This window comes from Caballeronia ptereochthonis (assembly GCF_001545075.1).
In the GTDB taxonomy this organism is placed as follows: Bacteria; Pseudomonadota; Gammaproteobacteria; order Burkholderiales; family Burkholderiaceae; genus Caballeronia; species Caballeronia ptereochthonis.
The window spans coordinates 17,409-29,877 of record NZ_FCOB02000010.1; the positions used below are offsets into that span (position 1 = coordinate 17,409).

Annotated in this window: 7 protein-coding genes and 1 pseudogene; 3 read left to right on the top strand and 5 right to left on the bottom strand. The window is 58.9% G+C overall.

Annotation, left to right across the window (positions count from 1 at the left end):
* Positions 1–49: 49 nt before the first annotated feature.
* The 5 genes from AWB83_RS12295 to AWB83_RS12320 form a co-directional block, all read right to left on the bottom strand.
* Complete coding sequence (locus AWB83_RS12295; RefSeq protein ID WP_244197693.1) at positions 50–1,072, bottom strand: ABC transporter permease; 1,023 nt, start codon at positions 1,070–1,072, stop codon at positions 50–52.
* An 8-nt stretch (positions 1,073–1,080) separates the two neighbouring features.
* Positions 1,081–3,558 carry an ATP-binding cassette domain-containing protein gene (locus AWB83_RS12300; RefSeq protein ID WP_087045619.1) on the bottom strand — a complete coding sequence of 826 codons (2,478 nt, stop codon included), beginning with the start codon at positions 3,556–3,558 and terminating at the stop codon, positions 1,081–1,083.
* A gap of 889 nt (positions 3,559–4,447) precedes the next feature.
* On the bottom strand, positions 4,448–5,548 hold the full coding sequence (locus AWB83_RS12305) for a Gfo/Idh/MocA family protein (RefSeq protein WP_087045621.1): 1,101 nt from the start codon (positions 5,546–5,548) through the stop codon (positions 4,448–4,450).
* Positions 5,549–5,753: 205 nt separating this feature from the next.
* A complete protein-coding gene (locus AWB83_RS12310) occupies positions 5,754–6,800 on the bottom strand; it encodes a homogentisate 1,2-dioxygenase (RefSeq protein WP_087045623.1) in 1,047 nt (348 codons plus the stop codon).
* Between the two features lie 313 nt (positions 6,801–7,113).
* Positions 7,114–7,608 carry a MarR family winged helix-turn-helix transcriptional regulator gene (locus tag AWB83_RS12320; protein ID WP_374729107.1) on the bottom strand — a complete coding sequence of 165 codons (495 nt, stop codon included), beginning with the start codon at positions 7,606–7,608 and terminating at the stop codon, positions 7,114–7,116.
* 276 nt (positions 7,609–7,884) lie between these two features.
* Between AWB83_RS12320 and AWB83_RS12325 the strand changes: the two genes are divergently transcribed.
* The 3 genes and pseudogenes from AWB83_RS12325 (at position 7,885) to AWB83_RS12335 (ending at position 12,416) form a co-directional block, all read left to right on the top strand.
* Complete coding sequence (locus tag AWB83_RS12325; RefSeq protein ID WP_087045629.1) at positions 7,885–10,842, top strand: molybdopterin-dependent oxidoreductase; 2,958 nt, start codon at positions 7,885–7,887, stop codon at positions 10,840–10,842.
* Entirely contained in the window at positions 10,812–11,684 is an 873-nt protein-coding gene (locus tag AWB83_RS12330; RefSeq protein WP_087045631.1) for a 4Fe-4S dicluster domain-containing protein, read from the top strand. The genes AWB83_RS12325 and AWB83_RS12330 overlap by 31 nt, the downstream gene beginning before the upstream one ends.
* 125 nt (positions 11,685–11,809) lie before the next feature.
* A pseudogene (locus tag AWB83_RS12335) lies at positions 11,810–12,416 on the top strand (FMN-dependent NADH-azoreductase).
* Positions 12,417–12,469: the final 53 nt, after the last annotated feature.

The following is a 12,469-nucleotide window of genomic DNA, read 5'->3' on the forward strand; positions in this document are numbered from 1 at the left end:
TATATGCCGGCTCGCCCAACGCTCAACGAACCTTCGAGCGGGCACAAAACTACCCCTTCCTGGACCTTCGAAGTGTGCGCAGGAATCCCGGAAAGTAGCGTACCGTCGTGGCCAGCAGAATGGCGCATGCCTGGACGAGGAGCTGAACAGCGGGGCCGGCCCCGAGCGCCAGCACGAGCTGACCAAGTTGAGCCATGAATAACGCAGCCGCGGCGCTCGCGACGACGCTCCCTCTGCCGCCCGTGAACGGCGTACCTCCGACCACCACCGCCGCGATCGCAGGCAGCAGATAGTCGTTACCCGAAGTCTGCGATGCGCTGCCGATGAATCCGGCGAGCAGCATGCCCGCCGCGGAAAAGCAAACGGCAGAGGCGACGTACGCTCCAATCCTGTACTTCAAAACATTGACGCCTGCGGCTTCGGCGGCGCGCTGGTTCACCCCCACCGCAACGAACCTGCGTCCTACCGTGGTCTTGCGTGTAATGATCCATGCGACCGTCACGAACACGAGGGCAAACCAGACGTTGGCAGGCAGTCCAAAGAACTGAGCATGCGAAATGGTCTGCATGACGGTCGGAACGTTAATCGGAACCGTGCCGGTCAACGAGCGTGCGCAGCCGATCAGCAGCGCGTTGACGGCAAGCGTCGCTACTAATGGCGTAATCGCGACCCTCGAAACCAGCGCACCGTTTACGATTCCGATAAACCCGCCGACGCAGACAGTAAGAATGACGGCGAGCACGATGGAATCGAACGCGAATCCTGTTTTCGCCATGACAATGCCCGCGAGCGAAACAGTGCCGATTGCGGACATGTCGAGCCCGCGCTGCTGAATGACCAGCGTTTGCCCCGTCGAGACAATCGCAAGAATTCCGGCGAACGGAAGCATGGCAAGAATCGAGCCCTGCGTCATCGTGCCCGGAGCAAGGATGGAGCTGCACGCGAAGAGCAGGATCAGCCCGACCCAAATCCACGAGAATTCGTCGAACGCTGGCGGCCGCGCGGGTTTTGATTTTGTTTCCGACTTCGAGGGCTCAAGGAATTCCGACATAACTTCCGCCTGGTTGTGCATTGAATTTCTCATTTCGCCACCGCCATTTCCCTGCTCTTGGAATAGAGCGCGACTGATGTGAGGATCATCCCGCCGAGGAGGTACGACTGCCACGAATCCCCGATATCGAGGAAGGACGTGACGACGTTTACCTGAATGATGAGGAGCGCACCAAGAAGTGAACCGACGAAGGAACCGCGTCCGCCGAATAGGCTCGCACCGCCGATCACCACCGCTGCGACGCTTCCGAGCGTGTAGTTGATGCCGGCATTGGGGTCGCCGGATCCGACTTGCGCCATCATGGGCACGGCAGCGACGCCCGCCAGGAACGAACATCCCATATAGGCGGCGAGCGACGTCAGTTGGGGTCGCGCGCCCGACATACGCGCCGCTTCCACGCGGGAGCCCACGCCACGCAGCGTGAGACCGAACCTAGACTTGAACAGCGCTATTTCGAGCACAACGCCAGCCACGAGCGACACGATCGCGACGACGGGTACGCCGCCGATCTGGGCCCCGATCGATTCCACGATGGGGTCCGCAATCAAGCCGCCCGGAATCGGGCGCAGGAGCAGTGACACCGCTTGAAGCGCCATGTACGTCGCGAGCGTCGCCACCATCGGATGCAACCGGAACGGACCCACCAGCATCCAGTTCACCAGCCCGACGGCGAGGGCGACGAGCAATACGATCACCCACCCTGAAAGCTGATGACCCAGCGAAGCGCCGTCGTTAAGGAAGAACGACTGAATAACGACGATCAGCCCCATGAGCGGCCCGACCGACAGATCAATTCCTCCGACTAGCATTAGTATCTGCTGCCCGTACGCGACGATGGCCAGAGTCGCCACGAGCGCCAGCATGCCCCCAAGGTTCCGCGCAGAAAGGTAGGCCGGATTGACGTGCGACGCATACAGCCCGAGCGCACAGACTGCAATCGCAAGCATCACGAGCGGCGCCCAATCCCCTGCGGCCCACTTCCAGAGTCCGGAGGTACCGGAAGCGCCCTTTTCCCGCTCGGTAGTTGAAGTCAGCACGGCGGAGGTGATGTTGTTCTCACTGACGGCGTTTCCATCCAATTCCTTGACGACATGGCCGCGCGAGAAGATGAGTACGCGGTCGCACAATCCCGCCACCTCATGCGCATCCGACGAAACGACAATGACGGCGGTGCCTGCCGCTGCTGCCTCGCGAAGCACTTTATAGATTTCCATCCGCGCACCAATGTCGACGCCCTGTGTCGGCTCGTCGACCAATAGCACCTTGGGATGACTGGCGAGCACACTCGCGAGCACCAGCTTCTGCTGGTTACCGCCAGACAAGGTACGAATAGGCGTGTCGATCGACGGCGTCTTGACTGCGAATCGTGTAACGGCATCCCTGCCACGCCTGGCTTCGCTGCGCTGGCTCACCCACCCCTTGACCGAATCGAAGGGGAGACTTCGAATCGAAAAGTTCTCTCGAACCGACAAGTCTCCAAAGATCCCCTCGCGATGACGGTCGCCCGGCAGATAACGTATGCCCGAACCGGCGGCAGCCTGGGAGTTGTGAAGTTTGGCGGGAACGCCGACGACCGTTACGCTACCGCGGCTTCGCGTCAGCCCCGCGAGGGCACGCAGGAACTCTCTTTGGCCGTTGCCGTCGATGCCCGCGAGGCCGACCATCTCGCCTTTTCTCACCCGAAGCGATATGTCGGTAAAGCCGGCGCTACGCAACTTGGTCACGTCAAGAATGATGTTTGCGCCGCCGTTGTCACCCTTGGCCGGGAAGTCGCGATCAAGCGCACCACCCACGATCAATTCGACAATTTCCTGTTCGCTGAGGCCCGCGGCTTCGTAGGTACCCTGGCCCTGGCCGTCGCGAAGAACGGTCAGACGATGCGCAATTCTCTGTACCTCTCGAATCCTGTGGGAGATGTAGACGACCGAACAACCCGAATTCGTTATCTTACGAATGCGCTCAAACAAACGGTCGACGTCTTCCGCCAGCAAATGTTCTGTGGGTTCGTCAAGGACCAGAACCTTGGGCTTTGCAGCAAGCGCTTTGACGATTTCGACGATGAACCGCTGCTCGGGGCCCAGACTCACCACGCGCTCGTTCGCATCGATCGCAACATCGTCGCTCCATTGATTCAGAAGACCTCGCGCCCACTGCGCGACCTCCATCAAGGACGGACGCTGCTCTGCAGGCACGCCGAGATAGAGGTTTTCCGCTACGGTCAGATCGGGCATAAGTGCCGGCTCCTGCCGTACGATAGCCAGCCCCAACCGGCGTGCCTCCTCCGTGTCACCTCGCGTCTCTCTGCCGTCGATCAAAACACGCCCCATTTCCGGAACAAGAGCGCCGGACGCGACGGCCATCAGCGTGGACTTTCCCGCCCCGTTCTCGCCAACCAGACCGTGTACCTCGCCCTCGACCACCGAGAACGTGACGTTGTCGAGCGCCCGGACTCCGGGGAACATCTTGGTGACACCATCGACCTGCAACAGCGTTTTCTGGTCATTCATGGCGATAACTCGAAAATAAACAAAAGGAATATGGTTCGCAGTCTGGCTCGCGGGCATAGCCCAAGACCCGGCTGCTGAATCATGTCGTTCATGTCCCCGCTCGAGCACCTACCAGCAAGGAGACCGGACAGGCTGTCCTCTACTCGCGCCATAGAACAAGCACGAATCAACTGCAACTCACCAGTCAGCTCTCAAAGCATTGCGCCTGATAGATTGTCTTGGCGGCTTCAAATCTTTTGTTAGTAATACGAATTTCTATATCGTACAAACGAGCACTGAATTGCTGGATATGAGGCCGGAACACCTCAGGGCGACCGACTCATATCCTTTCGATCGCAATCGTTCCAAGTACGATAGATTTATATAGAATGATGTGTTTGAAATTGAACAAAGTCAATGACCCTCGGGAATCTCCCTAGCCGCGTCACGAATGTCGGGGATCACTCGGGTTTCGTCTCAAACCTGCCGCGACTGCGGGTTTCTATGGCGCAGCCAATTGCGCCACGCATAGACGACCGCGCCACATCTACTTCATCGACGTAAGCGACCATGGGATGAGATTCATAACGAGGCTGATCCCTATACGCCCCACGCCAGGTGAGCTGGGGGTGGCATCCGGACTACCTTGCAAATAGCCCGGTGACAGGACCGGTGACTTGAGGTTGGCTGCCGAGGCGACAGTATAGGGACACGGGGCCGACGTCGACAGAATGCACTGGCGAAATCCGCGCCGCGCTCATTCCGTCGAAGCGCACGGCGGCATGACGTGACGTTATGCCGAGCAGAGCGCGGTGGTTGATGAACACGGTGCTGGGCAACAGTGAATTGGATTCCGCTCAACCAGCCGGCATCGTCTTTAAGGCAAGCACAATCTACATTCTGGATGCCGTTAGTCGATTCGCACCCGCTTGCCGGTCTGGTCGGATTTCTCAATGGCATCAATCACTCGATGAAGGGCCACAGCGTCATCGAAATCAGGTGCGATGCTGGTCCCCCGAGCCAGATCCTCGGCCATTTGCCGATAGATGGCTGCCACATTTCGCGAAGCAACGAATTCAAGGTCGTGCGATTTTTCGATCTCAATGTCGCGATAGCCCTGGTCTCCGTTCCGGCCAGCCTCCACGCGCAACGGCGTGATATTGATGACGGGAACCTCGTCATTCGTCGCGGTAACGCGTATATCGCCAAGCGTGCCGTTGATCTCCCATAACAGCCGGATGCCACGCGGCAAGCCACCGCGAATTTCCACCGACAACGGCGCTCCCGATTTCAAAACGGCATTGACCATCACATGATCGTGCGTCTGCATCGGAATCGTGTTCCCGGTCTCGACAATGCGCACGTTTTTGCGGCGCTGCGACAGCACGCCATGTACCTCGCCCATCGGGCCGAGCACACTTTGCACGGCGGCAATTGCATGCCCACCAATGATCGCCAGCATGGTTGCGCTGTTGCGCGAATCCATAACATAGGAGTCGCCGCGTGTGACTTCATCGCCCCAGGTAGGACCGCTGCCGAGATAGGTCGATGACAGGACGTCGCCCACATACCCGTCAGCCACGATCTTGCGTACCATTTCAACCTCAGGTGACGCGGTGGCCTGTGTGCCCACCACTGCTCGTACTTTGCCGCGCCTGGCGAGTTCTGCAAGCTCGGTCGCTTCCGCAAGTCCGGTTCCGAGCGGCCATTCACAGTAGACATGCTTGCCCGCCTTCAACGCCGCTGCGACAACTTCGCGATGGTGAGGGACCTTGACCGTTACGGCCACGACGTCGATATCCTGAGAGGCCACTAGCTCCGCCACGCTCTCGAACGCACGCGGAATACCAAAAGCAGCAGCGGCCGCCTTTGCGCTCGCAAGACTCGTGTTCGCCACACCAGCGGTTTCGAATACATCGGATAGCGCGCGCAACGCGGGAATATGAGCTGTCGTGCCCCAACCACGCTCCGTGCTCACTCCGACGATACCCACTCGGAAACGATTTTTCATTGCGACCTCGAACCATTGAGTCGTTTGGTTTGCGTTCGGCCGCCGCCTTGCCGCAGGTAGTGACCGAAGCGAATGTCGCGCGGAACTTGATCCGCCCCGGCGCGCCCGCTGACACGCATCACGGCCAACGCATTGGCGGCAGCGCATCATCCGAGCCGCTCGATGCGGCCCGGAAAGGGTGAGATAGCGGCGAATACGACGCCGGTTATTTCGACAAACTCGAGTGCGGCCTGTATTGGCCTGTCTCCATCAACTCCGAAGCGGCAAGGGCCTGCGGTGTCCAGCGCAAAGTCGCACGCGTTTCCAGCAACCACGCCTGGTAGCCCTCAGGGACGTCCTCCGACGGCCCGTGGTGGATAACGCCCTTTGGCACACAGGTCAACGTGCCTGGTTCCGTGCAACCGCCCCAGGCGCCGGGTCCTCGCACATAGCAGATCACCTCGTCGAAATCCGCGTTGATGTGCACGGGTGGCCGCCCTCCGGGACGCGCGCTGAGATTGAACATCAGCAGGTCACCCGTGCTCGATGACAGAAACTGGCTGGGCGGACCGCCCTCCGGCAAGTAGGCGTGAAGCTGGATATTGTCCAAGTTCAGCTTCCATACGGGCACGGACTCCGACAAGCGCACACCAAGCGCAAGCGGATCATGCGGCAACATGAAGACCGTGTTCTCGGGGTCGAGGGTTTTCAGCACCAGCCGCGTCGGGCCGCCAGCCGGCATGGCGGGGTCGATATCGGCAAACTTCAGGTCCCGCGCAACATTGAGCAACCCGCTTGGCGCGGGAGGTGCGAGCTTCAGCGCCGAGGGACTCTCGACGATGACGCTTCGCATGGCATTGCCCGTCGGTGCATATCGGTACGCGACGGAACGGGGAATGCAGACGAAGTCACCTTCGGTCGCAATAAGACATCCCACCTCGGTTTCAAATCTGACCGTGCCGGACTGAACAAAATGAATTTCGTCCGCTTCAACGTTGCGCACCACGTATGGCATGGGCTTGCGCCGTCCAGACGCATGCAGTTTGACGCCCAGTCTGGAGCTCGCCACGGTGGTCGGAAGCGCCTCCGGGTCGTCCTGATCATCCGGCGTCAAGCGATCAAGGACGGCTCGCCGCGGTGCGTGCGGCCCCTGCACGGAAAGATATTCAGGCGCATACGTCGGCCGGGTGACAACTGACAGCGCCCCTTGAAATCCATCACGGCTCCAGAGTTGAACCGGCGGGGGCGCTGCGTCATGCGGATTGCCACTCATCTATCCACCTCCTTCGCTCTAAAACACGCCTGCATCGCCATACACTTCACCTGGTCGACGTCGGCAGAAAATTCAGTGGGCAATTGGTGTGCCCGCGACTCGATCGTCTCGCCCATCATCGCAAAGTGCTTCGTGCTTTCGATGACCAGGAAATAGATCGATTTACATCGAATGATGCAGCTGAGAACAACCTGCGTCAAGAGCGCTAGGGAATCCCCTAGGCAATATCGAAATTTGAGTTGGCGCTCAAGCCGCCTCCCCTCGTTACGAGGCGACGATGAACTTGGCAGACGCAACGATTCGCTCCGGATAGTCAGTCCAAAGTCGTATCGTCCTTGGACATCCGGATCAGATTCTTTTCAATCTGATGTGCCACTCTCCAGAACACCTGCATGTCCCGGTCCGAAATCCCGTCGAGCGACGCCGACATCATGTCTACGAGTTGCGGCAACATGCCGTCGACGAGGCGCCTACCCTCGTCCTTGAGCGTGACGTAGTACTTTCTTCGGTCCTTGGGATCCCGAATCCGTTGCACGAGCCCACGTTTTTCCAGGTTGTCGAGCGCCGGCACCGCGGTCGTCGAGGCAATTCCCACTCGCTTGCTTAATTCGAGCTGATTCAGCATGCCACGCTCGGCCAGCACGCGGAGGTAATACCAGTACGAAATGGCAAGGTTCTCCCTATCGAGGATTTTCTGACCCTCTGCATCATAGAGCCGCCGCATTGTTCTGGTCATCCATGGAACGGTTCGGCCACGGTCATCAAATATTTCAGGGGACAGCGTGGAGGATCCGTTCTCAGGGGCCATGCAATCCAAAGCTGTTTCATCAGCGCTGAGATTCGACTTGGACATTTCGACATTCCTTTATGTATGGCCAACCGGCGCAGAATCCGGGCTCCGCACAATCGATAGTCAGGGCACACCCTACCCTCAAAGCCCTTACGTTGGATTATACTTTAACCTATGATTCGATGTCGATTGAGTATTTGTGGTACAGCTACTTTAACCAGTTGACCGAGCGATATCTGACCAGCAGTCGTTGGAGCCCATCGAAACGCAGTTTTACTCAGGGTTGAAAGCGCCATGCAACGAAAAATCCTCATACTTATCCTCTGGCTCATGCCGGCCGTACTGCGTATTGCGGCCCGAAAGTTCCCGTCCATGCGCGCGCATCTCGCGACAGGAAGCGGAGTCATTCAGCTGCGACTCAGGGACAACACCCTCTCGCGGCAGCTCCATTTCCAGAACGGCACCGTATCGGGGAGCTGGGGTGTGAATTCGAAACCCGACGCGGAGCTTGTCTTCATGGATGTGGCAACAGCTCGTCAGATGCTCGCGCCGAATACCAATCATGCGTTCCTCATCGATGCACTTAAGAACTTCAAGATCACGCAGGGTGGAAGCGACCAAAAGCTCGTGTGGTTCGGCCAACTCGTCAACACGATGAAAACGGCTGCGTGGCGAAAGGGAATGGCCATGAAGGACGGCACTACGCGCTATGTCACCCTTACGAATGGCGGACCCGTGTTCGTCTTCGTCAAGGATGGCAAGATCGTCCGCACCACGCCCATCGATCTCGAAGAAGACGATGGACCGAGTTGGAGTATCACAGCGAGAGGCCGTCGGTTTTCACCGGCACGTCGCGCGACGGTCAGCCCGCACGCCCTCTCCCTCAAATCGCTCGTGTACTCCGAAAAGCGCCTTCTCTATCCGATGAAGCGCGTCGACTTTGACCCTCACGGTGAACGCAATCCTCAGAATCGCGGGATTTCTGGCTATGAACGGATTAGCTGGGACGAAGCGCTGGATATCGTGGCCGGAGAGATCCGCCGGATGAAGAAAGATTACGGCCCCGGAGCCATAGCCATGGTCACAGGCGCCCATCACCAGTGGGGGAATATCAACTACTACCTGAGCGCATTCCTGCGCTTCGGTAACCTGATTGGCTTCACCCGCGTCGAACCGAGTCCGATCAGTTGGGAAGGCTGGTACTGGGGAGCCATGCATCACTATGGCAACAGCTTGCGCCTGGGCACGCCCAGCTTTTACGGCACGACTGAAGACTGTCTTCAGCACGCCGAGGTCATCGTGTTCTGGTCGAGCGACCCCGAATCGACCAGTGGGGTATATGGAGGATTCGAAGGCACCGAGCGCCGGCTGTGGGCCAAGCAGCTTGGCATCGAATTCGTACACATCGACCCTTATCTGACGCACTCCGCGCAGTTCCTTGGCGGTAAATGGCTGCCGATCAAACCTGGCACCGACTCGGCGCTCGCAATCGCGATCATGCATGAATGGATCGTGAGCGGCAGCTACGACAAGGAATACGTGGCATCCAAAACAACCGGATTCGATGAATGGAGTGCCTACGTCCTCGGCAAAGAAGACGGAGTACCGAAAACGCCGGAGTGGCAGGAAGCGGAAACCGGCGTGCCCGCCAAAGACGTCTACAGTCTTGCGCGATTGTGGGCGTCGAAAAAGACCTATCTTGCGGCGGGTGGCCTGGGCGCCGGCTTTGGTGGCGCATGCCGCACCGAGACGGGTGCTCAATGGGCGCGAAGCGTCGTCATGATGATGGCAATGCAAGGGTGGGGAAAGCCCGGGATCAACTTCGGCAACTTGCAGATCGGTGCGCCGCAGGACCTCAACTTTTACTTCCCCGGCTACGCCGAGGGTGGCATCTCGGGTGACCTGAACAACACGGCGAGCGCGGCCAACAACTACTGTCGCATGCCCCACATCATCACGATCAACCCAGTCAAGCAGGCCATTCCCCGACAACGGCTCGCCGAAGCCATCGTGGACGGGCACTCGCACGGCTACGCGTGGGATGGCTTCTCAACGGAAGGGCAATTTGCTGAATACGCGTATCCGAAGCCGGGCCATTCCCGCATCCACATGCTGTACCGCTACGGCTCGTCATCCTTTGGCACAACGCCGGGATCGAACAGGCTCGTTGAAGCATATCGGCATTCATCGCTCGAATTTATCGTCAACCAGTCGATCTGGATGGAGAACGAGGCTCAGTTCGCAGACGTCATTCTGCCTGCGTGTACCGCACTCGAACGTGATGACATCTCCGAATGGGCGAACTGTGGCGGCTACATCCAGCATGCACAGAGCCAGCTCAATCACCGTGTGGTGACCATGCAGCATAAGTGCATCGAGCCTCTCGGCGAATCGAAGTCGGACTATCAGATCCTTTTGGACATCATGACGCGACTCGGATACGGCGGAATGTTCTCGGAAGGCGGTTGCTCCGAACTGGCCTGGTGCGAACGGATGTTTAATTCAACCGACTTGCCCAGGCAAACCACATGGAGGAAGTTTCTCCGAAAGGGCTATCACGTCGTGCCGCCCCCGAAGGATGACGACAAGCCGCCTGTCGACATGCGCTGGTTTGCCGATGGAAGGTCAAAGGATTTGCCGGAGCCGAATCCGCTGCCCGCCGCCTACTCGCTCGGTTTCGGCGACGGCCTGCCGACACAGTCGGGCAAGTTCGAATTCGTGCCGTCGAGCCTCCGCCGCATCGAAGAAATCGATCCTGCAAGGCCGGCCGTCAACCGCTACATAAACCGCGCCAGCATCGGCGAGCAACCGTTTCCGCTGCAGCTCGTGACCAATCATCCCGTCTACAGCTTCCATACGCATGCGGACGGAAAGAACAGTCACGTGAGCACGATCGACGAACACCGGATGGAAGTCGACGGATATCGCTATTGGGTTCTGCGATTGAATGCGCTGGATGCGCAGACTCGGGGCCTGCAACGCGGCGATCTGGTACGGGTCTACAACGCGCAAGCTTCAGTCATCTGCGCCGTGGACGTTTCTCACCTCGTCAAGGCGGGTGTGACGCGCGGCAACGAGTCCTGTGCCGAGCTCGACATGATCGAGACTTCGATGGGACTGGTCGATCGTGGAGGCTGTCTCAATCTACTCACGCCTGGTAGAAAAATGAGTCGGACAGCGGACGGAATCATGCCAAATACTTGCTGGGTAGAGGTGGAAAAATGGAATTCAAGTCTGGAGAAGGCAGCGTGAACACTTGGGCATTGGTCGTTGACGTGTCACTCTGCATCAATTGTAGAAACTGTGTACTCGCGACAAAGGATGAGTACACCGGCAACGCCTTTCCAGGTTATTCCGCATCACATCCGCCGGAAGGCCTGGAAACGATCCGGATCGAACGTCACGTCCGCGGAGAGGGTGCGCTCGTCGATGTCACCTATATCCCGAAGACCTGCAATCACTGTGACAACGCACCCTGCATCAAAGCGGCACCGGATGGCGCGATCTACAAGCGCCCGGACGGCGTCGTGATGATCGACCCGGTCAAGTCGCACGGTCGGCGCGATCTGGTCCGGACATGTCCTTACGGCATGATCGAATGGAATGAGCAGGAACAGGTTCCGCAGAACTGGAATTTCGATGCGCATCTGCTCGACGCCGGCTGGAAAGAACCCCGCTGTGCGCAGGCCTGTCCCACCAAGGCGATCCGCGGATTCAATGTCCCGGACGCCCAATTGGCAGAAATGGTTGAGAAGGAGCGCCTTTCGGTCATTCACCCCGAGTTCGGCACCAGGCCGCGCGTTTTCTACAAGAATCTGGATGATGCGCTAAGCCATCTCGTGACGGGCAACGTCTGTGAGGAACGGGAGGATGGTCAACTGCGCAATCTCGAGGATGCTGAAGTCATCCTCCGGGACGCTGCCGATGCAAGCGAGCGCACAACCAGGACTGACCCATTCGGTGACTTCCGTTTCTCCGGGCTTACGGCACCATCCTCGCAAGTTGAGATTCGAGTGCGAAAAGATGGAACGGAAAAAGTTATCGCTACACGAGATCGTACGGGAAACCTCAGCCTCGGCACATTGCTGTTCTGAAGCCAAGGCTCCGAAGCGAGCGCGAAAAACCGGATTGAACCAATCATGCTCTACCGTCTAGTGTGAGGCACACTGAATCCCCATACTTCAGGTGTTACACAGTAACCCGCTTGGAGACGAGCCTCGTGAAACTGCTACACGTAGATTCCAGCATCCTTGGGCAAGGTTCCGTCAGCCGTGATCTGTCAGCGCATGTCGTCGCGACTTTTCGGGGCCGCCATCCTGACCTTGCCGTCAGTCGTCTCGACCTTGCTGCAACACCGATCGGCCATCTGACCGCGGCGCATCTCACCGCCGCGCAAGACGCGCCCCTCGACGACGCTTTGAAGTCCGACATCGCCCTGGGCCAGGTGGCGCTCGAGGAATTCCTGGCCACCGATATCGTGGTCATCGGCGCGCCGATGTACAACCTTGGGGTGTGCCTTCTCAACTGAAGGCCTGGATCGATCGCGTCTCCGTCGCCGGGAAGACGTTCCGCTACGGGGAGCACGGTCCGATCGGACTGTGCGGCGGCAAGAAGCTGGTCATCGCCTCGTCGCGTGGTGGCGTGTATAGCGACGGATTGCCGCCGCTTTCTTCGATCATCAGGAGACTTATCTGAAGGCCGCCTTCCGCTTTCTTGGCATCACAGATATTACTTTCATCCGTGCGGAAGGCGTGGCGACGGGTGAGCAGGCGCGCAGCGGAGCCATCGCCTCGGCGAAGAGAGAGAGCGCCGCACTCGCCGCGTGAGGCGGCGTCGCGACACGGCCCGAGAGGAAATTCTGGGCGGGGGTGTCGGGGCA

Excerpts from the sequence above, each read along its gene's own strand:
- AWB83_RS12320 (WP_374729107.1), bottom strand. The coding sequence starts at position 7,608 with ATGGCCCCTGAGAACGGATCCTCCACGCTGTCCCCTGAAATATTTGAT.
- AWB83_RS12305 (WP_087045621.1), bottom strand. The coding sequence starts at position 5,548 with ATGAAAAATCGTTTCCGAGTGGGTATCGTCGGAGTGAGCACGGAGCGT.
- AWB83_RS12300 (WP_087045619.1), bottom strand. The coding sequence starts at position 3,558 with ATGAATGACCAGAAAACGCTGTTGCAGGTCGATGGTGTCACCAAGATG.
- AWB83_RS12325 (WP_087045629.1), top strand. The coding sequence starts at position 7,885 with ATGCAACGAAAAATCCTCATACTTATCCTCTGGCTCATGCCGGCCGTA.
- AWB83_RS12310 (WP_087045623.1), bottom strand. The coding sequence starts at position 6,800 with ATGAGTGGCAATCCGCATGACGCAGCGCCCCCGCCGGTTCAACTCTGG.
- AWB83_RS12330 (WP_087045631.1), top strand. The coding sequence starts at position 10,812 with ATGGAATTCAAGTCTGGAGAAGGCAGCGTGAACACTTGGGCATTGGTC.
- AWB83_RS12295 (WP_244197693.1), bottom strand. The coding sequence starts at position 1,072 with ATGCACAACCAGGCGGAAGTTATGTCGGAATTCCTTGAGCCCTCGAAG.